This is a genomic window from Nonomuraea aurantiaca (genome assembly GCF_020215705.1).
Classification (GTDB): domain Bacteria; phylum Actinomycetota; class Actinomycetes; order Streptosporangiales; family Streptosporangiaceae; genus Nonomuraea; species Nonomuraea aurantiaca.
In genome coordinates this window covers 361009-385866 of record NZ_JAIWNB010000007.1, presented here as the reverse complement: position 1 = coordinate 385866, position 24858 = coordinate 361009, and the positions used below count along the sequence as shown (strand labels likewise).

Annotated in this window: 27 protein-coding genes, 2 tRNA genes and 1 riboswitch; of the genes, 20 read left to right on the top strand and 9 right to left on the bottom strand. The window is 68.8% G+C overall.

The genetic code is table 11. The features are described 5' to 3' along the window. The first annotated feature begins 62 nt into the window (after positions 1 to 62). From LDL49_RS19905 to LDL49_RS19880, 6 genes are all read left to right on the top strand, one after another. Positions 63 to 758 (top strand): DUF2637 domain-containing protein, encoded by a 696-nt coding sequence (locus LDL49_RS19905; protein ID WP_225292588.1) that lies wholly within the window; start codon positions 63 to 65, stop codon positions 756 to 758. Next, a complete protein-coding gene (locus tag LDL49_RS19900) occupies positions 755 to 1171 on the top strand; it encodes a hypothetical protein (protein ID WP_225292587.1) in 417 nt (138 codons plus the stop codon). Before LDL49_RS19905 ends, LDL49_RS19900 begins: the two co-directional genes overlap by 4 nt. Further along, positions 1168 to 1308, top strand: a complete 141-nt coding sequence (locus LDL49_RS19895; protein WP_225292586.1) for a hypothetical protein — start codon at positions 1168 to 1170, stop codon at positions 1306 to 1308. The genes LDL49_RS19900 and LDL49_RS19895 overlap by 4 nt, the downstream gene beginning before the upstream one ends. A gap of 324 nt (positions 1309 to 1632) precedes the next feature. After that, positions 1633 to 3009: a replication initiator gene (locus tag LDL49_RS19890; protein ID WP_225292585.1), complete on the top strand. Its 1377-nt coding sequence runs from the start codon at positions 1633 to 1635 to the stop codon at positions 3007 to 3009. Further along, positions 2999 to 3184 carry a helix-turn-helix domain-containing protein gene (locus tag LDL49_RS19885; RefSeq protein WP_225292584.1) on the top strand — a complete coding sequence of 62 codons (186 nt, stop codon included), beginning with the start codon at positions 2999 to 3001 and terminating at the stop codon, positions 3182 to 3184. Before LDL49_RS19890 ends, LDL49_RS19885 begins: the two co-directional genes overlap by 11 nt. Next, a complete protein-coding gene (locus tag LDL49_RS19880; protein ID WP_225292583.1) occupies positions 3181 to 4338 on the top strand; it encodes a tyrosine-type recombinase/integrase in 1158 nt (385 codons plus the stop codon). Before LDL49_RS19885 ends, LDL49_RS19880 begins: the two co-directional genes overlap by 4 nt. 54 nt (positions 4339 to 4392) lie before the next feature. Here LDL49_RS19880 and LDL49_RS19875 read toward each other — a convergent pair. Then, positions 4393 to 4469: transfer RNA gene (locus LDL49_RS19875), tRNA-Pro, on the bottom strand. 89 nt (positions 4470 to 4558) lie between these two features. Between LDL49_RS19875 and LDL49_RS19870 the strand changes: the two genes are divergently transcribed. After that, positions 4559 to 4632: transfer RNA gene (locus tag LDL49_RS19870), tRNA-Gly, on the top strand. A gap of 53 nt (positions 4633 to 4685) precedes the next feature. Here the strand turns inward: LDL49_RS19870 and LDL49_RS19865 are convergent. Continuing rightward, a complete protein-coding gene (locus tag LDL49_RS19865) occupies positions 4686 to 5177 on the bottom strand; it encodes a site-specific integrase (protein ID WP_225292582.1) in 492 nt (163 codons plus the stop codon). A 197-nt stretch (positions 5178 to 5374) separates the two neighbouring features. Between LDL49_RS19865 and LDL49_RS19860 the strand changes: the two genes are divergently transcribed. Then, a complete protein-coding gene (locus LDL49_RS19860; RefSeq protein ID WP_225292581.1) occupies positions 5375 to 5710 on the top strand; it encodes a hypothetical protein in 336 nt (111 codons plus the stop codon). 60 nt (positions 5711 to 5770) lie between these two features. Then, positions 5771 to 6190 carry a DUF2750 domain-containing protein gene (locus LDL49_RS19855; protein WP_308016155.1) on the top strand — a complete coding sequence of 140 codons (420 nt, stop codon included), beginning with the start codon at positions 5771 to 5773 and terminating at the stop codon, positions 6188 to 6190. 492 nt (positions 6191 to 6682) lie between these two features. On the opposite strand, the gene LDL49_RS19850 is transcribed toward LDL49_RS19855, so the two are convergent. Next, positions 6683 to 7249, bottom strand: a complete 567-nt coding sequence (locus LDL49_RS19850; RefSeq protein ID WP_225292579.1) for a nucleotidyltransferase family protein — start codon at positions 7247 to 7249, stop codon at positions 6683 to 6685. A gap of 607 nt (positions 7250 to 7856) precedes the next feature. Between LDL49_RS19850 and LDL49_RS19845 the strand changes: the two genes are divergently transcribed. Both LDL49_RS19845 and LDL49_RS19840 read left to right on the top strand, forming a co-directional pair. After that, positions 7857 to 8492 (top strand): nucleoside/nucleotide kinase family protein, encoded by a 636-nt coding sequence (locus LDL49_RS19845; RefSeq protein ID WP_225292578.1) that lies wholly within the window; start codon positions 7857 to 7859, stop codon positions 8490 to 8492. Positions 8493 to 8510: 18 nt separating this feature from the next. Further along, entirely contained in the window at positions 8511 to 9830 is a 1320-nt protein-coding gene (locus LDL49_RS19840) for a TrpB-like pyridoxal phosphate-dependent enzyme (RefSeq protein ID WP_225292577.1), read from the top strand. A 49-nt stretch (positions 9831 to 9879) separates the two neighbouring features. Here LDL49_RS19840 and LDL49_RS59195 read toward each other — a convergent pair whose 3' ends face one another. Then, positions 9880 to 9957 (bottom strand): 50S ribosomal protein bL37, encoded by a 78-nt coding sequence (locus tag LDL49_RS59195; RefSeq protein ID WP_372455117.1) that lies wholly within the window; start codon positions 9955 to 9957, stop codon positions 9880 to 9882. Positions 9958 to 10089: 132 nt separating this feature from the next. On the opposite strand from LDL49_RS59195, the gene LDL49_RS19835 reads away from it, so the two are divergent. From LDL49_RS19835 to LDL49_RS19825, 3 genes are all read left to right on the top strand, one after another. Next, positions 10090 to 10869 carry a DeoR/GlpR family DNA-binding transcription regulator gene (locus LDL49_RS19835; RefSeq protein WP_225292576.1) on the top strand — a complete coding sequence of 260 codons (780 nt, stop codon included), beginning with the start codon at positions 10090 to 10092 and terminating at the stop codon, positions 10867 to 10869. Beyond that, entirely contained in the window at positions 10866 to 11936 is a 1071-nt protein-coding gene (galT, locus tag LDL49_RS19830; RefSeq protein ID WP_225292575.1) for a galactose-1-phosphate uridylyltransferase, read from the top strand. Before LDL49_RS19835 ends, galT begins: the two co-directional genes overlap by 4 nt. 69 nt (positions 11937 to 12005) lie before the next feature. Then, a riboswitch (cyclic di-AMP (ydaO/yuaA leader) is annotated at positions 12006 to 12146 on the top strand. 4 nt (positions 12147 to 12150) lie between these two features. Then, entirely contained in the window at positions 12151 to 13113 is a 963-nt protein-coding gene (locus tag LDL49_RS19825) for a coiled-coil domain-containing protein (protein WP_225292574.1), read from the top strand. Positions 13114 to 13267: 154 nt separating this feature from the next. Here the strand turns inward: LDL49_RS19825 and LDL49_RS19820 are convergent, their stop codons facing one another. Beyond that, positions 13268 to 14572: a M50 family metallopeptidase gene (locus LDL49_RS19820; RefSeq protein WP_225292573.1), complete on the bottom strand. Its 1305-nt coding sequence runs from the start codon at positions 14570 to 14572 to the stop codon at positions 13268 to 13270. A 157-nt stretch (positions 14573 to 14729) separates the two neighbouring features. Between LDL49_RS19820 and LDL49_RS19815 the strand changes: the two genes are divergently transcribed. Continuing rightward, positions 14730 to 15329: a response regulator transcription factor gene (locus LDL49_RS19815; protein ID WP_225292572.1), complete on the top strand. Its 600-nt coding sequence runs from the start codon at positions 14730 to 14732 to the stop codon at positions 15327 to 15329. A 151-nt stretch (positions 15330 to 15480) separates the two neighbouring features. On the opposite strand, the gene LDL49_RS19810 is transcribed toward LDL49_RS19815, so the two are convergent. Continuing rightward, complete coding sequence (locus tag LDL49_RS19810; protein ID WP_225292571.1) at positions 15481 to 16596, bottom strand: PP2C family protein-serine/threonine phosphatase; 1116 nt, start codon at positions 16594 to 16596, stop codon at positions 15481 to 15483. Between the two features lie 118 nt (positions 16597 to 16714). Between LDL49_RS19810 and LDL49_RS19805 the strand changes: the two genes are divergently transcribed. Beyond that, positions 16715 to 17941, top strand: coding sequence for a GNAT family N-acetyltransferase (locus LDL49_RS19805; RefSeq protein ID WP_225292570.1), 1227 nt, complete (start codon positions 16715 to 16717; stop codon positions 17939 to 17941). Positions 17942 to 17995: 54 nt separating this feature from the next. Beyond that, complete coding sequence (locus LDL49_RS19800) at positions 17996 to 18142, top strand: hypothetical protein (protein ID WP_225292569.1); 147 nt, start codon at positions 17996 to 17998, stop codon at positions 18140 to 18142. On the opposite strand, the gene LDL49_RS19795 is transcribed toward LDL49_RS19800, so the two are convergent. Continuing rightward, entirely contained in the window at positions 18139 to 18606 is a 468-nt protein-coding gene (locus LDL49_RS19795) for a ribose-5-phosphate isomerase (protein ID WP_225292568.1), read from the bottom strand. The two genes, LDL49_RS19800 and LDL49_RS19795, sit on opposite strands and share 4 nt — an antisense overlap. Before the next feature lie 114 nt (positions 18607 to 18720). Between LDL49_RS19795 and def the strand changes: the two genes are divergently transcribed. Both def and LDL49_RS19785 read left to right on the top strand, forming a co-directional pair. After that, complete coding sequence (def, locus tag LDL49_RS19790) at positions 18721 to 19206, top strand: peptide deformylase (protein WP_225292567.1); 486 nt, start codon at positions 18721 to 18723, stop codon at positions 19204 to 19206. A gap of 9 nt (positions 19207 to 19215) precedes the next feature. Then, positions 19216 to 19959, top strand: a complete 744-nt coding sequence (locus LDL49_RS19785; protein ID WP_225292566.1) for an SDR family oxidoreductase — start codon at positions 19216 to 19218, stop codon at positions 19957 to 19959. 30 nt (positions 19960 to 19989) lie between these two features. On the opposite strand, the gene LDL49_RS19780 is transcribed toward LDL49_RS19785, so the two are convergent. Both LDL49_RS19780 and LDL49_RS19775 read right to left on the bottom strand, forming a co-directional pair. After that, the gene (locus LDL49_RS19780) at positions 19990 to 21393 is read right to left on the bottom strand and encodes an aldehyde dehydrogenase family protein (protein ID WP_225292565.1); all 1404 of its coding nucleotides are present in this window, start codon (positions 21391 to 21393) and stop codon (positions 19990 to 19992) included. A 146-nt stretch (positions 21394 to 21539) separates the two neighbouring features. Beyond that, on the bottom strand, positions 21540 to 22172 hold the full coding sequence (locus LDL49_RS19775) for a mycothiol-dependent nitroreductase Rv2466c family protein (protein WP_225292564.1): 633 nt from the start codon (positions 22170 to 22172) through the stop codon (positions 21540 to 21542). Positions 22173 to 22263: 91 nt separating this feature from the next. On the opposite strand from LDL49_RS19775, the gene pepN reads away from it, so the two are divergent. Then, entirely contained in the window at positions 22264 to 24822 is a 2559-nt protein-coding gene (gene pepN / locus LDL49_RS19770; RefSeq protein WP_225292563.1) for an aminopeptidase N, read from the top strand. The last annotated feature ends 36 nt before the right edge of the window (positions 24823 to 24858 follow it).

Below are 24858 nucleotides of genomic sequence, written 5' to 3'. Positions count from 1 at the left end.
GTGAGCCCATCGCGCCAAGTCCCTACCCGACCCATGCCTGAACCCGAAGGGAGGTGTCCACCGTGGAACGTATCCGCTCGCGCTTGCTCGACACGGGCCCCGTGCTGGTCCTAGCGGTCATTGCCGCTGTCGGCTCCTTCACCCACATCAGCGACTTGGCCGCCCAGCACGGGCAGCTCGGCTGGCAGTCCTGGGCTGTCGCCGTGTGCATCGACCTGATGTGCGTGATGGCTGCCCGCGAGCTCCAACGCGACAAACGCACCGGCCGTCGCCGACACGGCCGCATCTCCTGGCCCGCGCTCGTACTGACCGGCGGCATCGTGCTCACCCTGGCGGCGAACCTGGCCACCGCTCACCCGAGCGTGTGGGGCTGGATCACCGCCGCCACTCCGGCCGTGGCGTTCCTGGTCGCAGTCTCGATGCTGGAGCGCCGCGCCTCTCACCGGCCGCCAGAACCCGATGAAGGGTCGGTGACCGAGGACGCCACCGGCACGGCCGCCATCACCGAGCTGGTCACTTCCGACGTCCCCGCGCTGGACGACGCAGCACCGCGCCCGGCCGAACAGGTCGCCGAGCCGCACCCGGCCGAGGCCGGGCCGTCGCCGGCACTTCTGGCCTACGCCCGCCGCCTGGCCGACGACCACCAGGCCACCCACAACCGCCCCATCACCGGCGAGCACCTCGCCGCCCGCATGCACGTCTCAGCCGACCTGGCCACAGACCTACTCACCCAGATCAGAAAGGAACCCGTCGCATGACCCACCCCACCCCGATCGAGCTGGCTGAGGCCGCCCGAGCATGGGCCCGAGGCTCCTACTCGATGGAAGCCGCCGTCGAGCTGCTCATCCGGCACGGCGTATGGCTGCAGCGCCCCGAGTTCCGGCGCTACGCCATCGACTACGTCACCGCCACCTACACCCGAGTCCCGTACGCGGTCATCGACTGGCAGGCCGCCCACACCGCCCTGTCCAGCGGCCGTATGCCCTGCTCCGGCTCTGAAGCCGCCATCTTGCGCATCGCCCTCTCGCTCGCCGACGGCCTACCGGTCGAACTCGGCCCCGCCATCACCCGCCTGGACGCCACCAATCTCGCCCGCGTCCTGGCCGCCATCGCCCACGCCAGCGGCAACCGCGTCGCCTGGATCACCAACACGCAGGGAGACCCGGCATGAATCAGCCCTACTGCCGCCGCTGTCTCGGCTTCGGCGCCGTACTCGGCTACCGCAGCCAGCCCCAGTCCAACGGCCAGACCCTCGTAATCGAGACCAACGAGACCTGCCCCACCTGCCAAGGAAGAGGCACCCGATGACCACTTACGAGATCCGCGCCTACGCCTGCGCCACCTGCAACGGCACCGGCCTCTACGACGACGACACCTGCCGCGACTGCTCCGGCACCGGCATCGAAAGCCAGAACTAAAGCCCGACGACGCCACCACGGGACGGCTCAAGCCTGGCAGCCCGCCGTCCCCGTGGGGCGTCACCCTCCGCACTCAACGAAGGACCTCCAGTATGCGTCACCGGCACTGTCCGGAATGCGGCGGATACGGCTCTGTCCGCGTCCGCTCCGTCCGCACCCACCGACTGATCACCATCTACTGCCCGTGCTGCGAAGGCACCGGAAAGGAGGCACTGTGACCGAGGCTCCCGAGCTACCCGCACCCATCAGCGCTCTCGTCGGCCCGGTCATCCGTGACCTCGCCCGGCGCTCGAACTACGACGTGACTCGCTGGCTGCACCAGGTGGACCGGCTGCGCGGCTGCCGCGAGCCGATCCGTCTTACCGGCGAGTCGATGACCATCGACACCCAAACGGGCGAGCTACTCCGGCACTACGCAACCACCAGCGAGCCCCACGGTCAGCTCCTCGTCCGCTGCGGCAACCGCCGCCAAGCCCGCTGTCCGGCCTGCGCCGAGACCTACCGACGCGACACCTTCCACCTCATCCGCGCGGGCCTGCTCGGTGGCGACAAGAACGTCCCGGCCACCGTACGAACCCACCCGAGGGTGCTGGCCACCTTCACCGCACCGACCTTCGGCCCCGTCCACCGAGGCCCCGGCAAGGACGGCGTGGCCCCTGTCTGCCACCCACGCAGGAACGGCCTGTCCTGCTTCACCCGCCACCAGCAAGGGAACCCGGCTATCGGCCAACCGCTCGACCCTGACGCCTACGACTACGTCGGCCACATCCTGTGGAACGCCCACGCCGGAGATCTGTGGCGACGCTTCACCATCTACCTCCGCCGGCACCTGGCCGCCGCTGCGGGCCTGACCCGCAAGACCTTCAACGAGACCGTACGGATCTCCTTCGCCAAGGTCGCCGAGTACCAGACTCGCGGCGTCGTCCACTTCCACGCCGTGATCCGGCTGGACAGCCGCACCCAGGACAACACACCAGCCCCACCACCAATCTGGGCCACTGTCGAGCTGCTCGACGACGCGGTCCACTCCGCTGCTCGCGCCGTACACCTATCCGCGCCCGAGCTCGGCCAGCCCACCCGCGAACTCGTCTGGGGCGACCAGCTCGACGTCAAGCACATCGACACTGCCGACTCCGGCAACGGCGACATGACTGAAGTGAAGGTCGCGGGCTACATCGCCAAGTACGCAACCAAGGCCGCCGAGTCCTCAGGCACCCTCGACCGGCCCATGACCAGCGCCACCATCCTTCAACTCCACCGCCTCGACATCGCCGACCACCCGGCCCACCTCATCCGCACCGCCTGGAGGCTCGGCAACCCGATCACTCATCCCGACCTCGTCCACCTGCGCCTCCGCGACTGGGCCCACATGCTCGGCTTCCGAGGCCACTTCTCCACCAAGAGCCGCGCCTACTCCACCACCCTCGGCGACCTGCGCCAGGCCCGCATCGACTGGACCCGCGCACGTCTGCCGCACGACCCGGAAACCACCTTCGTCCTCGGCCACTGGCAGTACGCCGGACAGGGCTTCACACCCGGCGAATCCGCCCTGGCCGCCTCCTTCGCCCCGGAGGTCCGCCATGGCCGATGACACCCAGCTCTACCGCGTCCCGGACGCCATGCAGAAGCTCCGGATGAGCCGCAGCGTCATCTACGAGCAGCTCCGCTCGGGCCGCCTGCGGTCGGTCAAGCAGGGCCGCTGCCGTCTGATCCCGGAGAGCGCCCTGGCCGAGTACATCACCCTCTTGCAGCGGGAGGCGTCATGACTAAGCGCCGAAGCCGCGGGGACGGCGGTCTGCACTGGGACGAGGAGCGGCAACGCTGGATCGCCTCACTCACGGTTGGCTACACGCCTGCCGGAAAGCGCATCGTCAAGAAGGCCAGCGGCAAGACCAAGACCACCGCCAAGGACAAGCTCAAAGAGATCGTCCGGGACTACGAGGACGGCCTCGCCATCGCTCCCGGGGATTACATCGTCGAACGGGCCGTGAACGACTGGCTGACCTACGGCCTGAACGGTCGCGATCCACGGACTGTGGAGTCCTACGCGATCCTGTGCAGGAAGCACGTCATCCCTGCCCTGGGCAAGCGCAAGCTCCGCGACCTCAGTGCCGAGGACGTGGACAGGTGGCTGGCGGACAAGGCGAAGACGCTCAGCACCCGTACTTTGCAGATCATCAGGTCCTGCCTGAATCGCGCTCTCAAGCGGGCGATGGCTCGCGACAAGGTCAAGCGGAACGTCGTGGAACTGTGTTCAGTCCCCGCAGGAAAGGCGGGGCGGCCGTCGAAGGCGCTGACGTTCGCCCAGGCAGACGCTGTGCTCAAGGCTGCGGCCGGAACAAGGCTGTACGCCTACGTGGTGGTGTCCCTGCTCACTGGCGCGCGTACGGAGGAACTCAGGGCTCTGACGTGGGATCACGTCGATCTGGAAGGAGATCCGAAAACCGTCCCTCCCGTGCCTCCGCATGTGGCGGTGTGGCGGTCGGTACGTGCGGACGGAGACACGAAGACGCGGAAGTCCCGGCGCACGCTCGCCCTGCCTCGGCGCTGTGTGGAGGTGCTCCGGCAGCATCGGGAAGACCAGCGCCGCGAGCAGGGCAATTCCTGGAACACCGCCGGATTGGTGTTCGCCTCGTCAACTGGTACGGAGTTGGACGCCTCGAACGTCCGGCGTGCCTTCCGTGTCGTCATCAGGGATGCCGAGGGCCTGAACCCCGCCGAGTGGACGCCACGCGAGCTGCGCCACAGCTTCGTCTCGCTGCTCTCGGACAACGGCATCCCGCTTGAGGAGATCTCCCGGCTCGTCGGCCACAGCAGCACGGCCGTGACCGAGGCCGTCTACCGCAAGCAGATCCGGCCCGTCCTCCAGGCCGGTGCCGTGGCCATGGACCGCATCTTCGAGGGCGGCGCGGAGCCGTAGTCACTCAGTTTGTCACGCAGAAGGCCACCTCCGATTCGGAGGTGGCCTTTGAGCTGGTCGGGGCGACAGGATTTGAACCTGCGACTTCTTGCTCCCAAAGCAAGCGCGCTGCCAAGCTGCGCCACGCCCCGTCTCGCCGGGTACGCACGCGCTCCGTGACTCCGGTACGCTTACGCCCTGACGACCGGATGAAGTCTAGACCAGACTTCGACCGGTTCGCGCGGACGTAGCTCAATGGTAGAGCCCTAGTCTTCCAAACTAGCTACGCGGGTTCGATTCCCGTCGTCCGCTCCAAAGGCGAAAGGCCAGGTCAGCCCCATGAGGCGACCTGGCCTTTGCGATCTCCGCTACTTCTTCTCGATCTTCCGTGCCCGTTGCGTGCCCGATGACTTCTTTCCGCGCTCCTTCCGTGCCCCCTTCCGTGCCCCCTTCAGCGCCTTACCGAGTGCCTGCGCGATGGCCTGGTCACGGTCCTGTGTCGCGTGTGGGTGGTCAGCGCCGTTCGGGTGAAGGAGTGCCATCCGGGTCATCAGCTCGCGGAGGCTCGCGCCTGTGGGCGCAGCGAGGGTGTTTCTCGCGTGCCGGAGGTCATGGGAGTGAAGGTCGGGCAGCTTCACCTTGATCTGGACTTTGTTCCAGATGCGCCGGAAGGCCGAGCGCCGCAGCAGGCCACCCTTGGGGCCGATGAAGACGTGACCGTTCTCTCCTGGTTCGGTGTACCGCTCCAGATGTCGCCGAAGGTCGGGGAAGATCTCCGAAGGGATGGCCACCACCCGACGACCGGCCCGGGACTTGGGCGTGTCGTCCACGAGCTTGCCGCCGTTCGGTTCGGCCAGCATGCCGACTACACGGACAACGGCCACATCAAGGCGGCGGCGCACGCCGCCGTGCGGCCCGAGCTTGCGGGCCGTACGCTGCGCGTGCCGTCTGGGGACCGTTCTCGCGTGCGGTCCGCCACCCGGGCCGCAGTCGGGATGCGCTACCTTCCTCCACACACTATTCCGGTCCCGGCATCATTGCCCTACGATCAGCCGCCGTGACGACCTTATTTGACGTGCTCCTCGTCGCTCTCCCTCTGACCGCTCTCGGCAACGCCATATGGCGCGCTGGCATGAATCCTGGCGCCGTAATTCCGACCTTCCGAACCGGCTTCCTCGGCGCTGGCGTGGCTTTGTTTCTTCTTGCCCTGGTCAGCTCATCTGGCTTGTTCGGTAATTCCTTCGCCGCCAGCGATGAAACCCTCGATATCACTGTGAAGGTGGGATTCGGGATGATGCTCGGAGCGCTCGTTTGCGCAGTCGCCGAACGGCGAAAGGACAACCATGCCTCCGGCGGGGGCGCTTGGCTCCGGGATGATCGCGACCATCGGTGACCGGTGGATGAGTGGCTGAGATGAGACCTGACGCTCCTATGTGCACGGGGGGACGGGCACGTGCGTACGCACGACTTCGGTCATAGGTACCGTGTCGGCGTGAGTCAGAGTGGGGCACAGGCGGCGGCGTTCTTTCGCGATGTCGCATCCCACCGCACAGTGTGGACGGTGCAGGACGATAACGGCTGTCCGACTCCGATGATGCCGAGTGGACGACGGAGCATGCCGTTCTGGTCTTCGCTCTCCCGGGTGAAGAAGATCATCAAGACGGTTCCCGTCTATGGTGCGATGGAACCCAGGGAGATCGGCGTCGACGAATGGGTGCGTGAGTGGCTGCCTGAGCTCAAGACGGATGGCCTGCTGATTGGGATCAACTGGTCGGGCGCGCGAGCGGTGGGTTGGGACTTTGAGGTGGACCACGTGCTCGCCCGGCTCGAAGTCGCCCAGGCGTCACGCGCGACTTCCCGAGATCAGGACTGAGCGGTCCGGAGTGTTCAAGATCGAGCTTCTGTTGAACAAGCCGGGCTGTGCAATATGCGTGCAACGATCTTGGTCTCGTGCGGCGGGATGCTGTCCCGCCGCAGGTCGGGAGGCCGTCTATCGGCTGGAACGGGCACACGCTGTAAAACCGTCGCCAGTGGGCGCGTGCCCGTTGCGTGCCCGATGGAGCGGTGATCAAGGGGGAATCACGGGATCTCGCCGGCAGGGCCGTGCGGCATCTGACCAGAGCCGGAGCAGGCCAGGGGATCATGAGCCGCTATCTTCCAAGCTAGCTACACGGGTTCGATTCCCGTCGTCCGCTCTCACGGCGGAAGGCCAGGTCATCCCGTACGGGGAGCCTGGCCTTTGTGATCTTCGTGCCGTTTTGCCCGTTGTGCGCCCGATCGCTTCTTCTGCTCGGCCTCGAGCACTTGTGCGATGACCCGATCGCGTTCCTGCAACCGGCCGCCACGTCCAGGCAGGCGGGAAGCGTCAGGCAGGGGGCAGGGACGGGGTGCCGAGAGAAGACCGCGCGAGGCGGTCTTGGACTTGACGCTGGCGGTGAGCGGGAATGTGGTGGGCGTTCATCGACCGTCGCAACAGAGCGGAATCGAACCCGTGTGTGCCCATGTGGTCGAGGAGCGGGTCGTATCGATCAGCTCGGTCTCGTAGCAGTTCCGTGACCAATCGGAGTTCCAGCCGAACCACCGGCACCTGGTGAGAGCCGCATGTGACCAGGACGTAATGCTGCCACGGGCCGCTGCCCGCACATTCCCAACCGTCCGAATCGACTTGCCGCTCGACGGTGCTGAGGTCCACTTCGACGCCATTCACCGCGAACCTGGTGAAGTATTGCGAAGATTCCGGGAACCATGAGGCGGCATATAGGCAGGGGAACGAGGAGAGTGCCGCGGCGCACGTTTCTACGTCTTCTCGGCTGGCGAGCAGGATGTCGATGTCCCCAACCGGTAGGGGGACGCCTTGCAGGAGTGCGGCGCTTGTGCCGCACACGCGATACGCCGGGTTGGCGTTCGCAGTTCCGAGCGCCTCGAGCGCCATGTCTAATGTCGTGGTTATATCCGCCAAAGTCAGTGAGCCCATGGAGATCAACGTAGCCATCATGCGAGTGCGCGCGTCAGGCCCTTCCGCTTACGCGGTCCGTGCCAGACGATCTTGTGGTGGTTTCGGCTGTTATCGCACTTCGTGAGTCAAGCTCCGTTACGCTCTTGATCTCGGTACCGGGCGTGCCCGATAGGGAGGCCGCATGGCGGACAAAGGGATCACGACGATAGGCCGGTGCTACGGCTGCAAGCGCACCTTCGGCTACGACCCGGAACGCGTCACGATGTTCCTGGTCGACTCCGACACCGCGGTTTCCCCGGGCTCACAGCCCACGCCGGAAGCCTTGACTCGGTCGCGGCAGGAACCTGTGTGTCCCGATTGCGTGCGCCGAGGGCGGCACGCCAGGCAGGACGACGGGCCCACGTGGCCACGTGGCACCGCCTGAGCGGCCCCAGCCACCGCCTGAGCGGTCCCGAGCCCACCTGAGCGGTCCCGCACCGCACCCACCCGAGTGGCCCCGGAAACGGCCCCAGCGGTCCCGGCGGCACCTGAGCGGTTGCGGGGTGAGCGCGTAGGCCCGGGGTGAGCGCGTACGCTCGGGTTGATGCGTGCGCGAGCGATCTCCCGAGAGGCCCTGGTCGAGGAGCTGGCCGAGCGGATCGCGGGCCTGCCGCGCGATTCCTACGCGCGGGTCGCCGTCGACGGGGCGTCGCCCGCCCACCCCGAACGGCTGGCGGACGAGCTGGTCGCGCCGCTCAGGACGCGGGGCCGGGCCGTGTTGCGGGTGTCCGCCGCCGACTTCCTGCGGCCCGCGTCCCTCAGGCTCGAGTACGGCCGGACGAACCCCGACGCCTTCTACGACGACTGGCTCGACACCGGGGCGTTGACCCGGGAGGTGCTCGGGCCGCTGGGGCCCCAGGGGACCGGCAAGGTACTGCCGGCACTCTGGGACAGCCGGGCCGACCGCGCGTACCGCCTGCCGTACCAGACGCTGCCTCAAGGGGCTGTGCTGCTGCTCGACGGGACGCTGCTGCTGGGCCGCGGGCTGCCGTTCGAGGTGAGCGTGCATCTGTGGCTGTCCGAGGGGGCGCTGGGGCGGATGGCCGGGGGGGACGAGCGGTGGCGGCTGCCCGCCTACGCGCGCTACGAGCGGGAGGCCGATCCGCTGCGGACCGCCGACGTGGCCGTACGCGCGGACCATCCCGGACGAATGGCCATCCTGATTGAGGGCGGGCGGTGACCGGCGCAGACTGAGGTCATGAGCTCCGGCATTCCCAGTAGCTGGTACAACGTCGTGCCCGACCTGCCCGCGCCGCCGCCTCCTCCGCTGCATCCGGGCACCCGGCAGCCGGTGGGACCCGATGACCTGGCGCCGCTGTTCCCGATGGAGCTGATCGGCCAGGAGGTGAGCACTGAGCGGTACATCGCCATTCCCCAGGAGGTGCTCGATGTCTACCGGCTCTGGCGGCCGACCCCGCTGATCCGGGCGCGTCGGCTGGAGAAGGCGCTCGGCACGCCCGCGCGGATCTACTACAAGTACGAGGGCGTCTCCCTGGCCGGGTCCCACAAGCCGAACACCGCCGTCCCCCAGGCGTACTACAACGCCCGCGAAGGCGTACGGCTGCTCACCACGGAGACCGGGGCGGGACAGTGGGGGTCGGCGCTGGCGTTCGCGTGCGCGCAGTTCGATCTGGAGTGCCGGATCTGGATGGTCCGCGCCTCCTACGATCAGAAGCCCTATCGGCGCTCGCTCATGCAGGTGTACGGCGCGACGGTGTGCCCCAGCCCCTCGACCATGACCGGCGCGGGCAGCAAGGTGCTGGCCGACGACCCCGGCTCACCCGGCAGCCTCGGCATCGCGATCAGCGAGGCGGTCGAGGTGGCCGGCGCGAACCCGGACGCCCGCTACGCGCTCGGCTCGGTGCTGAACCACGTGCTCATGCACCAGACCGTCATCGGCGAGGAGGCGCTGGCCCAGCTGGAGGAGATGCCGGACCTGATCATCGGCTGCACCGGAGGCGGCTCGAACTTCGCCGGGCTCACCTTCCCGTTCCTGCGCGAGAAGCTGGCCGGGAACCTCGACGTCACGTTGCGCGCCGTCGAGCCGGAGGCGTGCCCGTCGTTCACGCGGGGCGTCTATGCCTATGACTTCGGCGACGCGGCGGGCTTGACGCCGCTGCTCAAGATGCACACGCTGGGCCACGGGTTCGTGCCCGACCCGATCCACGCGGGTGGGCTGCGTTATCACGGCATGTCGCCGTTGCTGTCGCACATGTACGAGCTGGGCCTGTTCGAGGCGGTGACCAGGTCGCAGACCGAGTGCTTCGAGGCAGGGGTGCGCTTCGCCCGTACCGAGGGCATCGTCCCGGCGCCCGAGCCGACGCACGCGCTGGCCGAGACCATCGCCGAGGCGCTGCGGTGCAGGGAGAGCGGCGAGGAGAAGGTGATCCTGACCGCGCTGTGCGGGCACGGACACTTCGATCTGGCCGCCTACGACCGCTACCTGTCGGGGCGCATGGAGGACTACCCGCTCCCGCAGGAGCGCATCGACGAGGCCCTGCACAGTCTCCCGGGCTGAGCCGTCGCACCGGCCGGGGTGAAGGAGGTCACCGCGGCCGGTCGGCAGGTCAGTTCGCGTTCGGGCGCTTGCCGTGGTTGGCCTTCTTCTTCTTGCGCGCCTTGGTCTTGCGAGATCGCTTCGCCATGGATACCTCCAGTGTGATCGGTCCGCGTTCCCAACGTCTCGCGCTGTGGTCTACCGCACAAGCTGTACGACCTAACATTCCCCAACAAAGCCGTGTCATAATTTGGTGGAATCTGTTGGAAGGAGCGGGGGCGTGCTCGCACAGCAGCGCCAGCAGGCGATCCTCGAACGCGTGCGCAGCAGCGGCGGCGTTCGGGTGGCCGACCTCGTTCGCGAGCTCGGCGTCTCCGACATGACGGTCCGCCGCGACCTCGAGGTGCTCGCCGAGCGCGGGCTGCTGGAGAAGGTGCACGGCGGCGCGACCGCGCTGGGTCCCGGCTCGACCGAGGAGCCGGGCTTCACCGCCAAGTCCGCCCGCCAGCAGCAGGAGAAGGAGGCCATCGCGCGACGCGCCGCCCAGTTCGTCAGGCCCGGCACCGCGGTCGCCCTGTCTGCAGGCACCACCACCTGGGCCCTGGCCCACCACCTCATCTCGGTTCCCGAACTCACGGTCATCACCAACTCGATCCCGGTGGCCGACGTCTTCCACCGCAACCCGCGCGCCGACCGCACGGTTGTGCTGACCGGCGGCGTACGCACGCCGTCCGACGCCCTCGTCGGCCCGGTCGCGGTGGCCGCGATCCGGCGGCTGCACGTCGACACGCTGTTCCTCGGCGTGCACGGGATGAGTGTGCGGGCCGGGTTCACCACGCCCAACCTGCTGGAGTCGGAGACCGACAGGGAGCTGGTGCACGCGGCGCACCGGCTGGTCATCCCGGCCGACCACACCAAGTGGAACACGGTCGGCATCAGCACGATCGCCGATCTGACCGAGGCCGACGCGGTCATCAGCGACTCGGGACTGTCCGAGGAAGCACGCATGGAGCTGGGCGAACGCGCCGGCGAACTGATCATCGCGGAGGACTCGCAGTGAAACGCACCATCACCCACCTGGCCGACGGCCGAGAGCTGATCTACTTCGACCGGCGCGACGACGCCGACCGGAGCGCGATCGACCGGCGGGCGCTCGACCCCAGGCCGATGGCGTCGGAGCTGCGCTACGACCCGCTCACCGAGGAATGGATCGCGATGGCGGGGCACCGCCAGACGCGTACGTTCCTGCCTCCGGCCGACGAGTGCCCGCTGTGCCCGTCGTCCGAGACGAGGTCGTCGGAGATCCCGGCGTACGACTATGACGTGGCGGTGTTCGAGAACCGCTTCCCCTCTTTTTCCGGAAATTTCGGGACTTATGAGGATGTCGGGGGGCTGAGTGAGGTCCGGCCGGGGGTGGGGCGGTGTGAGGTGGTGTGCTTCACCTCTGAGCACTCGTCGTCGTTCTCGCGGCTCTCGGACGAGCAGGTGGGCCTGGTCATGGAGGCGTGGGCCGACCGTACGGCCGAGCTGTCCGCGATCGAGGGCGTCGAGCAGGTGTTCTGCTTCGAGAACCGGGGCGAGGAGATCGGCATCACGCTGCCGCACCCGCACGGCCAGATCTACGCCTACCCCTACGTGACCCCGCGGACCAAGCTCCAGCTCGGCGCGGCCGCCCGGCACCGGGGCGGCAACCTCTTCGCCGACGTGCTGGCGGCCGAGCGGGCCGCAGGGGTGCGCGTGGTGGCGGCCAACGAGTTGTGGACCGCGTTCGTGCCCGCCGCCGCCCGCTGGCCGTTCGAGGTGCACGTGTATCCGCACCGGCAGGTGCCGGACCTGGCCGCGCTGTCGGAGGAGGAACGCGCCGCCTTCGCCCCGCTCTACACATCCGTGCTGCGGGCGCTCGACGGGCTGTTCGGCGTCGCCATGCCGTACATCTCCGCCTGGCACCAGGCGCCGGTGCGGCAGGATCGTGACCTGGCCTATCTGCACCTGGAGCTGTTCAGCATCAGACGGGCGCCCGGGAAACTCAAGTATCTGGCGGGCTCGGAGTCGGCCATGGGCGCGTTCGTCAACGATGTCCTGCCGGAGGAAGCCGCACGCATGCTTAAATCACAGGTAGATCTCTAATTGGTTTCTGCTTGAAGTCGCATGACCTTGGTTTTACTACTAATATCCCTGTTCAGCACCGACCGAAACCGTCGGTGCCGGCCTAATCCCGGGCGCGTGGCCCGGGAGCCGGGGACCCATCGCGTCTTGGGGTGAATCCACTCAGGTGGTAAGGCGGCATCTCCCTGCCCGAACCCGTCAGCTAACCCGGCCGGCATAGGGAGAGGAACCCTTCGTGGCGGCTGCGTCCCCCTCGAGTCTTGCCATCGCGCTCATCACCTCCGCTTCCATGGCCTTCGGCGCCTTCACGGGCGCGCCCGCCGCTGCCGCCCCCAAGCCCAGCGAGGCCCAGCTCCGCGCGGAGCTGAAGCAGCTGGACAAGAAGGTCGACAAGCTCATCGAGACCTACAACCTCAAGCGGGTCGAACTGGCCAAGGCCAAACAGGACTCGGAAACGACCAAGAAACGGCTGGCCACGGCGGAGGCCCAGCTCGTCACAGCCCAGAAACGCGCCTCTGAGCTCGCGCGCATGCAGTACCAGAACGGCACCGGCGCGCTGCCGAACCTCACCCTCCCGACCGATGCCTCCAGCGCGGCGTTGCTGGCCCATCTCGCGGCCGAGCAACAGGCGATCGTGCAGGGCGTGGCCACCGCCCGGAACGAGAAGAAGGCGGCCGCGGACCAGGCGACCGCCCTCGAGTCGAAGATCCGCGATGACGCGACCACCGTGGCCAAGCAGCGGGACGACGCGCAGGGCGTCATCAAGGACATCCAGAAGAAGCTGAAGGGCCTCATCCCGTTCGGCCCCGGCCGCCGCTCGGACGGCAGCTGGGCGCCACAACTGCCGTCCGGCTCCGACAACATCACCGCCCGGATGCGGGTGATCCGCGGGCTGATCCAGAAGGACTTCGCGCTGCCGTACGAGGTGGGCTGCTTCCGCTCGGGCGGCGGCGGCGAGCACCCGCTGGGGCGCGCGTGCGACTTCATGATGAGCACCGGCGGCACCATGCCCAGCGCGGCCCACCAGGCACTCGGCGACCGCGTCGCGGCCTGGGCGCTGGAGAACAAGGACAAGCTCGGGGTCAAGTACGTGATCTGGAAGCAGCGCATCAACCAGGGCTCGGGGTGGAGCTCGATGTCCGACCGGGGCAGCATCACCGAGAACCACTTCGACCACGTGCACATCTCGATGTTCTAAATCCTCGCCCCGTTGAACCAGGACGAGCGGGCCACCCTGCCGCCGCCGAAGCGGTCGGCGGCGGGTCGATGGGCGCGCCCGCGCCCGGCAAGGCCATCCTGGCGCACCGCGGAGACGGGCAGACCCCCTGAGCCTGCTCGTGCCGACCCGCCGGTCAGCCGGTGAGCGTGAGCGGGTTGATCAGGTCGGCGTAGACGAGCAGGCCGGCCATGATGATCATGGCGAAGGCCAGGGCATAGGTGAGCGGCAGCACCTTGGCGATGTCCACGTACGCGGGCTCGGGACGCCGCGTGACGCGAGCGTAAGCGCGCTTGAGGCCTTCCCAGAGCCCGCCCGCGATGTGGCCGCCGTCGAGCGGCAGCAGCGGGATCAAGTTGAACATGCCGATCGCCAGGTTGAACCCGGCCAGCAGGTTCACCAGGAAGGCGACCTTCTCCACGCTCGACAGGTCGGAGGAGAGGATCTCGCCGCCCATACGTCCGGCGCCCACGACGCCGACCGGGCCCTCGGGGTCGCGCTTGTCGCCGGAGAACGCGGCGTGCCACACGCCGACCATCTTCTGCGGCAGGTTCAGCAGCGAGTCGGCGACCCGGGCGGTGAGCTGGCCCATGTAGCCGATCACGACGCCGAGGCTCTGCTGCTCCCTGACCTCGGTGGGCATGACGCCGAGGAAGCCGACGTTCTTGTCGATCTTCTTCAGGTCGGTGGGCGACGGCCGGTCCTGGGCGATGAGCGTCACGTTGAGGGTCATCGGCTTGCCGTCGCGGACGATGCCGACGGCGACGGGGCCGGCGCCGTGCGAGCGGATCAGGCGGGTGGCGTCGTCCCAGGAGGTGATCTTCTGGCCGCCGAAGGAGACGAGCCGGTCCCCGGGCTTCATGCCGGCCTTGGCGGCGGGCGTCGGCTGGTCGCCGGCGCGGCAGTCGGTGCGCTGCTCGCTGATCGGGATCACGCAGGTGTTGGTCTTCGGGGACACCACCGGGGTCAGCGCGGGCAGGCCGATGCCGACGAGCAGGACCGAGAAGAGGATGAACGACAGCACGAAGTTCATGAACGGGCCGCCGGACATGATGATGACCTTCTGCCACCACTTCTTCCGGTAGAAGACCCGCTCCTCGTCGCCCGGCCGCACCTCTTCCTGCGCCGCGTCGCGGGCGGTCTCGATGAGCCCCTGGAACGGGCCGGTGGAGGAACCCCTGAGCTTGGTGGGATCGTCGCCGGGCCGTGGCGGCAGCATGCCGATCATGCGGATGTAGCCGCCCAGCGGGATCCACTTGATGCCGTACTCGGTCTCACCTCGCCGGATGGACCAGGCGGTCGAGCCGAAGCCGACCATGTACTGGGGCACCCTGACACCGAAGATCTTGGCGGGCACGAAGTGGCCGAGTTCGTGCAACGCGACAGATGCCATCAGCCCGATCAGGAAGACTACGATCCCCGCGAGGTAAAGCCAGTTCATCTAGTCCCGCTCCAGGGCAGACAGAAGGTCCCGACAGCCCCCAGAGTAGTCGAAGTCATTACACCTCGATGGCGTGCGCACCCTTTGCCGCGGCGCCACATTCCGTTGACAGTACGCGATCAGGCGATCACTCTGGGGGATGACGGAGGTGGGAGCCTTGATCCGGATTCTGGTCGCCGAGCATCTGCCGCTGGTCCGGCGCGGCTTGGTGGCGTCGCTCGACGCGGAGCCCGACCTGCAGGTGGTGGCCGAGGTGGGAGACGCGGACGGCGTCCTGCCCGCGGCGGCCGCGTGCGCGCCCGACACGGCGATCGTCGATCTGGACCTGCCCGGCGGGGGCGGCCTGTTCCCCGCGGCGCGACTGCGCGAGAAGGGCTGTCACGTACTCATCCTGTCGGCGCAGCCCAATCCCGGTCAGGTGCGCAGGGCGTTCGCCACGCACGCGCTCGGGTTCATGAGCCTCGACGTCGCGCCCGAGCAGCTCGCCGAGGGCCTGCGGCTGGTCGCCGCCGGGCGCCGCGCGGTCGACTCCGACCTGGCGATCGCCGCCCTGCAGTCGGTCGTCAACCCGCTGACCAGGCGCGAGCTCGACGTGCTGCGGATCGCGGCGGGCGGGGCCCGTTCGACGGAGATCGCCGACCAGCTCTTCCTGTCGGTGGGCACCGTACGCAACCATCTGTCGCGCATCATGTGCAAGACGGGGGCCCGCAACCGCCTCGACGCGGTACGCATCGCCAGCGACTCAGGCTGGCTGTGAAGCCCCCACCAAGACGAAGCCCCACCATAAGACCGGATCCCGGTGAAGCCGCGCCGCTCCGCCGGGACCCGGAGTGGTGAACTCTTCGAGCATCTCAAAGTCGATCAAGCGCTGCCAGTGACCTTGTTCACCGCTTGACCCGTGTGATTCGTCACGGACGCCAGATGAGCACCAGCGCGCAGTCGTCGTTGTGACCCGACGCCATGGCGTTGACCAGGGCCCGGGCGCCGTCACGGAATCCCGAGGGCAGCAGCCGCTCCGCCTCGCCGAGCAGCTTGTCGAGCCCGGCGTCGATGTCGCGCCCGGGCTGCTCGATCAGCCCGTCGGTGTAGAGCAGCAGCGCGTCGCCCTTGCGCAGGGTGCCGCTGTCGGGCTCGCAGTGCAGGTCGGGGACCACGCCGAGGACGACGCCCTTGGCCGTGGCGACCTGCCAGTTGCCCGTGCCCGCGTCGAACTTGACCACCGGCGGGTGGCCGGCCGAGGTGATCGTGTAGTCGCCCGTCGCCAGGTCGAGGCGTACGTGCACGGCCGTCACGAACCCCTCGTCGCCGCGCTGACGATGCAGGTAGGTGTTGCAGGCGGGCAGGAAGTCGACGCCGGAGCCGAGCAGCCCGCCGAACGTGCCGGACAGCAGCAGCGCTCTGGTGCCCGCGTCGACGCCCTTGCCCGACACGTCGACCAGCGCGATCTCCACCTTGTCCGCGTCGCGCATGGAGACCAGGAAGTCGCCGCCGAAGGAGGAGCCGCCGGCCTGCTTGAGCACGACCTTGCCGCCCCAGTCCTTGGGCAGCGGGGGCAGCTCACCCTGGCTCCTGAGCCGGTCGCGCAGCTCCAGCAGCATGGCGTCGCCGCGTAGCCCCTGCACGCCGAGCTTGCCCCGGGTGCGGGCCATCAGCACGGCCAGCACCGTGGTGAAGCCGATCGTCACCATGAGCCCGAGGCCGATCTGGCCGACCCCGAGGGTGCCGGCGATATAGCCGAGCGAGATGGCCACCGCGATGAGCAGCTTGATCAGGCTGTTCAGCCGGAGCTGCAGGCCGCCCACCAGGAGGACGAGGATGAGCAGCGAGGGCGAGAACCACTCGGTCGAGATCTGCGCGGCCAGCAGTCCGATGACGAGCGTGAGCATCGTCAGCGTGACCAGCAGGTTGCGGTCTCGGGCCAAGGAGCCCCTCCTGAGCAACCGGACGGCGGACACCAGAAACGGCACCCGCACCAGGAGCGCGCGGAGCCGTGGCGGTATCTGCAGCGCCGAACGGGAACTCATGATGCGCCTGACTGTAGCGCTCTGGCCTCCCTTTGGGCAGCCCACTTGACCAAGGCCTTGATCATTAAGCACGTATATTGGGTGGCCCTCCCCCTTTGCCCGCTCCTACGGTGGACGGATGACGTATCCGATCCGTCCGGTGGACGAGGCCGAGTGGCCGAAGTTCGCCGATGTGCTCTCCGAAGGCTTCAACTGGACGCCCCATCCCCAGGTGTTCGAACGAGCCAAAGCGCAGACCGAGTTCGATCGGACGCTCGCCGCGTTCGACGGCGATGTCATGGCCGGTGTCACCGCCGTCTTCTCCTTCACCATGACGGTCCCCGGCGCGCAGATCCCCGTCGCGGGAGTGACGGCCGTCAGCGTGCTCCCCTCCCACCGCCGCCGCGGCGTGCTGTCGAGCCTGATGCGCAGGCAGCTGTCCGACGTACGCGATCGGGGCGAGTCCGTCGCCGCCCTGTACGCCTCCGAGTCCGTCATCTACGGCAGGTTCGGGTACGGCAGGGCGTCCACCGAGATGGGATTCAGCATCGCGAAGCACGGCTCGGCCTTCGTGGCGAACGCCCCCACGGATCCCGCGCTGCGCCTCAGGGTGGCCAAGCCGGCCGAGGCCAGAGCCGAGTTCGAGCGGCTGTTCGCCTCCGTCGTGACCGACCGCCCCGGGCGCTATCTCCGCAACAAGCACTTCTGGGATGCTCAGCTCGCCGACGAGGAGTTCGACCGGCACGGGGACGGGGCGCTCCGCTCGGTGATCGCCGAGGATGACCGGGGCGTACGCGGTTACGCGCTGTTCAGGGTCAAGGCGGACTGGGACGACAACGGTATGTCCAACGGCCTGCTGAAGCTGGTGGAGCTCGAGGCGACCGACCCCGCCGCCCGCGCGCTGCTGTGGCGCGGCCTGCTCGACCGCGACCTGGTCTCCCGGGTGGAGGGCAGCCGGGCGGTGGACGACGCGCTCCTCGCGCTGCTCGCCGACCCACGGCAGCTGCGGGCGACCTGCACCGACGAGCTGTGGGTACGCCTGGTGGAGGTGGACCGGGCGCTGACCTCGCGGGCGTACTCGTCGGCCGTCGACGTGGTGATCGAGGTCGAGGACGACGTGTGCCCGTGGAACGCCCGCCGCTGGCGGCTCAGCGCCGACACCTCCGGCGCGGAGTGCAAGCCGGTGGAGGACGAGCCCGACCTGTCGCTGCGGGTCTCCTCGCTCGGCTCGGCGTACATGGGCGACGGCCTGCTCTCGGCGCAGCTCGACGCGGGGCTGCTGCGCGAGCACTCGGCGGGCTCGGTGCGCAGGCTCGACGCCGCCATGGCGTGGAGTCCGAAGCCGTGGGGAGGGCTGTCCTTCTGAGGCGGTCCCGTCGGACGCGAGCCACGCGGGCCCCGCTGACGTAGGCTCGCGGGCATGGCACTGCAGAGCTTGCAGATCACCGCGATCACCGCGATGCGGGCCCGCGACGTGTCGCGGCCCTCGAAGGAGCAGCAGGAGGCCGCCGACCGGCGGCCCCTGCGTGACGAGATGCCCAGACGCGACCCCAAGCGGCGGGCTTAGGGCAGAGAGGGCAGCTGGCCGATCGTCTCGTAGGTCGCCACCTGCGCGATGCGGCGGGCATGCCGCTCCGAGCCGGAGAACTGCGTGGCGAGGAAGGTCTCCACGAAGCCGGTCGCCTCGTCGTCGGAGTGCATGCGCGCGCCGATGGAGACGATGTTGGCGTTGTTGTGCTCGCGGGCGAGTCTGGCCGTCTCCTGGCTCCAGGCCAGCGCGGCCCGGATGCCGCGCACCTTGTTGGCGGCCATCTGCTCGCCGTTGCCCGACCCCCCGATGACGACGCCCAGGCTGCCCGGATCGCCGGCGACACCCTCGGCGGCCCGCAGGCAGAAGGCCGGATAGTCGTCCTCGGCGTCGTAGACGAACGGACCGCAGTCGGTCACCTCGTGCCCGTTGTCCTTGAGCCAGGACACAAGGTGGTTCTTGAACTCATAGCCGGCATGGTCGGCACCGATATAGACACGCACGCGCCCAGTCTTCCACAGCGCCGCACACGCGCCTCGCACCAGCGCGTCCGCTGGCTAGAGTAAGGACCCCATTGGTTGGCCAGTCCTTACGGAAGTTACGGAAAGTAGAGCATCATGCGCGAGATCCGCGTCCTCGGCGATCCTGTGCTGCGCACACCCGCCGAACCCGTCGAAGGCTTCGACCGCGAGCTACGCCGCCTCATCGACGAGATGTTCGAGGCGATGTACGCGGTGGACGGCGTCGGTCTGGCCGGTCCGCAGATCGGCGTGCCTCGGCGGTTGTTCGTCTATGACATCAACCGCCGCAAAGGTCACATGATCAATCCCGTGCTGACCGTGGACGATCCCGAAGAGGTGCTGGACGAGGAGGGCTGCCTGTCAGTGCCCGACCGGCAGACCGGCACGCCGATCTACGCCACGGTGGCGCGGGCCGCGGGGGTGACCGTCGAGGGGTTCGACCGGCTCGGCCGCCCGCAGCGCGTCAAGGCACGCGGCTCGCTGGCCCGCTGCTTCCAGCACGAGACCGAGCATCTCGACGGGCGGCTGTACGTCGACAGGCTGCCGAAGCCGGACGCGCGCAAGATCATGCTCAGAACGTAGGTTGGCGGCATGAGCGAATCTTCGGGACGAGTGTTCTCAGGGAAGGGCGCTTTGGTCACAGGTGGCTCCCGGGGCATCGGCCGGGCCATCGTCGAGCGGCTGACCGCTGGCGGAGCCGAGGTGGTCTTCACCTATCGCGGCAACTCGGAGCTGGCCAAGGAGGTGGCCGCGACGACCGGGGCGCATGCCGTACAAGCCGATCAGGCGAGCAGGGCGGATCTCGACCGGCTGTTCGCCACGGCCGAGGAGTTGTTGCCGGGGCTCGACATCCTGGTCGCCAACGCGGCGGAGACCGGGCCGGGACTCATCGCCGACATCACGGACGAGTCCTACGAGCGGGTTTTCGCGGTCAACGCGCGTTCGGTGTTCCTGGCCATCCAGTGGGCCGGGCGGGTGATGCGCGACGGCGGGCGGATCATCAACATCTCCACGCTCAACACGCGCCTGCCCGGCCCGGGGATCTCCCTCTACGCGGGGAGCAAGGCGGCCGTCGAGCAGTTCACCAAGGTCGCGGCGCGTGAGCTGGGCGGGCGCGGCATCACGGCCAACATCGTCTCGCCCGGCGCGACCGACACCGACATGCTGCGCGAGAACAACCCGCCGGAGGCGCTCGAGCAGATGCCCGCGATGACCGCCCTGCGACGGCTGGGGCGGCCGGACGACATCGCGGCCGTGGTGGCGTTCCTGGCCGGAGCCGACGGGCGGTGGATCACCGGCCAGAACCTGCTGGCGGCCGGCGGACTGCTCCTCTGAACCGCGACGGGCCTCAGAGCTGCACAGACTTCAGAGCTGCAGCGACTTGACCTCGAGGAACTCCTCCAGTCCGTGCTCGCCCAGTTCGCGGCCGATGCCCGACTGCTTGTAGCCGCCGAACGGGGCGAGCGGGTTGAACGCGCCCCCGTTGATCGCGACCTGCCCGGTGCGCAGCCTGCGGGCCACCGCGACCGCGCGCTCCTGGGTGCCCGCCCACACCGCGCCGGCCAGGCCGTAGGGAGTGTCATCGGCGATGCGGACGGCCTGCTCCTCGCTGGTGTAGGGGATGATCGTCAGGACCGGGCCGAAAATCTCCTCCTGCTCGATCGTCATGCCGGGCTCGACCGCGGCGAAGACGGTCGGCTCGACGTAGAAGCCGCGCGGGTGCGGGCGTTCGGTGCCCCCGGTCACCAGCCTGGCGCCCTCTTCCTGGCCCCGGTTGATGTAGTGGATCACGCGGTCGCGCTGGGCCTCGGAGACCAGCGGGCCGATGCGGGTGGTCTCGTCGAACGGGTCGCCGACGGTGTAGCGGCGCGCCGCGTCGACGGCGAGGTGGACCGCGTCGTCGTACTGGTCGCGGTGGACGATCATGCGGGTCCACGCCGAGCAGGTCTGGCCGGCGTTGACGAAGCAGTTGGCGACGCCGACCTTGACGGCGGCGCCCAGGTCGGCGTCGGGCAGGATCAGGTTGGCGGACTTGCCGCCGAGCTCCAGCGCCACCCGCTTGACCGATTCGACCGCCAGCGACGCCACCCGGCGCCCGGCGGCGGTGGAGCCGGTGAAGGAGATCATGTCGACCTCCGGGTGCGCGGCCATGGCCTCGCCCACCACCGGCCCGCGCCCGCTGACCAGGTTGAACACGCCGGCGGGCAGGCCCACCTCGTGGAAGATCTCGGTCAGCGCGTACGCCGCCAGCGGCGCCACCTCGGACGGCTTGAGCACGACCGTACAGCCGGCCGCCAGAGCCGGGGCGACCTTGCACACGATCTGGTGCAGCGGGTAGTTCCACGGGGTGATCGCGGCGACCACGCCGACCGGCTCCTTGAGCACCAGCGAGTTGCCGACGCGCGACTCGCGCGGATGGCTCTCGGCCAGCCGGGCGTAGCCGGCCAGCACACCCGCGGGCATCAGCGTCTGCACCTTGAGCGCGAAGCCCAGGGGCGAGCCCATGTCGGTCGCGATGGTCTTGGCGATGTCGCCGGCGCGCTCGGTCAGCAGCTCGGCGGCGGCGGCCAGCAGCTTGCCGCGCTCGGCGGCGGGCGTGGCCGACCAGGAGGGGAAGGCGCTCCGCGCGGCGCGTACGGCCGCCTCGACGTCGTCGGGGGCGCCCGCCGGCACCCGGTCGATGATCTGCTCCGTGGCCGGGTTGACGACCTCGATGGGCTCGCCGGAAACCGAAGCGGTCCAGGCACCACCGATGTACAGCTGACGCATAGCCCCCATCCTCGCGCGCCGGCCATCGCTGGGCGAGGGCGTGGCGCCTCGTGCGGCTGCTCTTTCAGAAGAGTACGGCCGGACGCACCGGATAGGCGCGGATTACGCGGCTACAAATCACTGCGAGGTGAAGACAGCGGTGAAGGTCAGTCGAAGCTCGGCCGCCGGGTCCGCGAGCGCTTGAGCTCGAAGAAGTCGTCGAACTCGGTGACCAGCAGCACACCGTCCCAGAGCCGGCCCGCGTCCTCGCCCCTGGGGATGGTGGTGACCACCGGCCCGAAGAAGGCGTTGGCGCCGACGCGGATGACGGGGGTGCCGACCTCCTGGCCGACCAGGGTGATGCCCTCGTCGTGCGACTTGCGGATGACGTCGTCGTAGTCCGTCGAGTCCATGGCCTCGGCGGCCAGGCCCTTGTCGAGGCCCACGGCCTCCAGCGACTCCTCGGCGATCTCGCGCAGGGTGTCGAGGTCTCTGCCCCGGCCCTCGTTGTGCAGGCGGGTGCCGAACTCGGTGTAGAGGCGGCCGACGTACTCCTCGCCGAAGCGGTCGGCGGCGGCGGCGATGACCCTGATGAGTCGCGTGCCCCGGGCGGACGACGCCCGGTATTCGTCAGAGACGTCCTTGTCCTCGTTGAGGACCTGCAGGCTCATGATGCGCCAGCGGGGCTCGATCGGACGAACCTTCTCGACTTCGAGCAGCCATCGTGACGTTACCCAGGCAAATGGGCAGAAAGGATCGAACCAAAGGTCTACGGGGGTCGTGTCTGTCACGAGGGCCATAACCTGGGGTGTCGATGTCCTATTCCCCGCGTGGCAGGATACCGACAAACCTCCATAAAGTAGCGAAAAGAAGTGCGAAAAGGAGTGGAACTTGGCAGGCAACCTGACCCGGGACGAGGCTCGCGAGCGCGCCCGGCTGTTGAAGGTCGAGTCGTATGAGGTCGCACTCGATCTGACCGAGGGAGACGAGCGCTTCGAGAGTGTCACGACCGTCCGGTTCAGCAGCAGCCGCCCGGGCTCGGCCACGTTCATCGATCTCCACGGCGCGCACGTTCGCAAGGTCACGCTCAACGGGACCGACCTCGACGTCTCCACCTACGACGCGGAGAAGGGACGCTTCCCGCTCCCCTCGCTGGCCGAGTCCAACGAGCTGCGCGTCGACGCCGACTGCGTCTACATGCGCAGCGGCGAGGGGCTGCACCGCTTCGTCGACCCGGTGGACCAGAAGGTCTACCTGCACAGCCAGTTCGAGACGGCCGACGCGCACCGCATGTACGCCTGTTTCGACCAGCCCGACCTCAAGGCCAGCTTCCAGCTGACGGCGCTGGCCCCGGCCGACTGGGAGGTCGTCTCCAACGCGGCCGCCTCCTCGGTCGAGTACCTGCCGGAGCAGGCCGGCAAGCACGGCATGGTGCAGGCGGCCAAGCGCTGGCTGTTCCCCGCCACGCCGGTCATGTCGACCTACATCACCGCGCTCGTGGCCGGGCCGTACCACAAGGTGACCTCCGAGCACGACGGCATCCCGCTGGGCATCTACTGCCGCGCCTCGCTCGCCGAGCACCTCGACGCCGACAACATCCTGGAGGTCACCCGGCAGGGCTTCGACTTCTTCCACAAGGTGTTCGGCGTCCGCTACCCATTCGGCAAGTACGACCAGCTGTTCGTGCCGGAGTTCAACGCGGGCGCGATGGAGAACGCCGGCTGCGTGACGTTCCTGGAGGACTACGTCTTCCGGTCCAGGGTCACCGACGCCGTCGTCGAGCGGCGCGCCGAGACGATCCTGCACGAGATGGCGCACATGTGGTTCGGCGACCTCGTGACCATGCGCTGGTGGGACGACCTGTGGCTGAACGAGTCGTTCGCCACCTACATGTCGGTGCTCGCCCAGGCCGAGGCGACCCGCTGGGGCAAGGGCGCCTGGACGACGTTCGCGAACGTGGAGAAGTCCTGGGCCTACCGCCAGGACCAGCTCCCGTCCACGCACCCGATCGCCGCGGACATCCCCGACATGCAGGCGGTCGAGGTCAACTTCGACGGCATCACGTACGCGAAGGGCGCCTCGGTGCTCAAGCAGCTGGTCGCCTACGTCGGGCTGGACAACTTCCTGGCCGGGGTGCGCGACTACTTCGGCGAGCACGCCTGGGGCAACACCGAGCTGAAGGACCTGCTCGGGGCGCTGGAGCGGACCTCGGGGCGCGACCTGTCGTCGTGGTCCAAGGAGTGGCTGGAGACCGCCTGGGTCAACACGCTGCGCCCGTCGTTCACCGTCGCCGACGGCCGCTTCGAGACCTTCGAGGTGCTCCAGGAGGCGCCGGCCGACTACCCGACGCTGCGCTCGCACCGCGTCGCGGTCGGCCTCTACTCGCTGGCCGACGGCGTGCTGACGCGCACCAAGCGGGTCGAGCTGGACGTGGTGGGCGCCCGTACGACGGTCTCGGAGCTGATCGGCGCGGAGCAGCCCGACCTGGTCCTGGTCAACGACGACGACCTGACCTACGCCAAGATCCGGCTGGACGAGCGGTCGATGCGTACCCTGGTCGACGGGGGCATCGCCGGCTTCACCGAGTCGCTGCCCCGGGCCCTGTGCTGGTCGGCCGCGTGGGACATGACCCGCGACGGCGAGATGTCCACCCGCGACTACGTCAAGCTGGTCGTCTCGGGCGTCGGCACGGTCAAGGACATCACGGTCCTGCAGGCCGTACTCCGGCAAGCGCGGATGGCCGTGCAGCAGTACGCCGACCCGGCGTGGCGGGCCGAGGGCCTGTCGCTGCTGGCCACCGAGCTGCGGACGCTGCTCGCCACGGCGGCGCCTGGCTCGGACCACCAGCTCGCCTTCTTGCAGGCGTTCGCGCCCACGGCCACCTCCGAGGCCGACCTGGCGATCATCGCCGGCATCCTGGACGGCTCGGCCGTGCCCGAGGGGCTGACCGTCGACACCGACCTGCGCTGGACGCTCGTCCACGCGCTGGTGGTGGGCGGCCGGCTGGACGGCGCCGACATCGACGCCGAGCTGGCGCGCGACGCCACCGCCACCGGCGAGCGCTCCGCGGCGCTGTGCCGGGCGGCCATCCCGACGGCCGAGGGCAAGGCCGCCGCGTGGGCCTCGATCGTGGGCGGCAAGCTGGCCAACCACATCGCCCGTACGACGGTCAACGGCTTCCAGGATCCGCACCACCCGGAGCTGCTGGCCCCCTACCGGGAGAAATACTTCGCGGAGATCGGCCGGATCTACCGGGAGTGGACGTTCGACCAGGCGCAGACGTTCACGGTCGGCTGCTTCCCCGCGCTGCTCATCGAGCCGGAGACCGTACAGGCGGCGGAGTCCTACCTGGAGAAGGAGCAGCCGCCGCAGGCGCTGCGCCGGATGATCCTGGAGGGCGCCGACGGCGTCAGCCGCGCCCTGCGCAACCGCGCGAAGGACGCCTCCTAGCGCACGGCTCTTGAGAAGGGGTCTCCGGTGACGGAG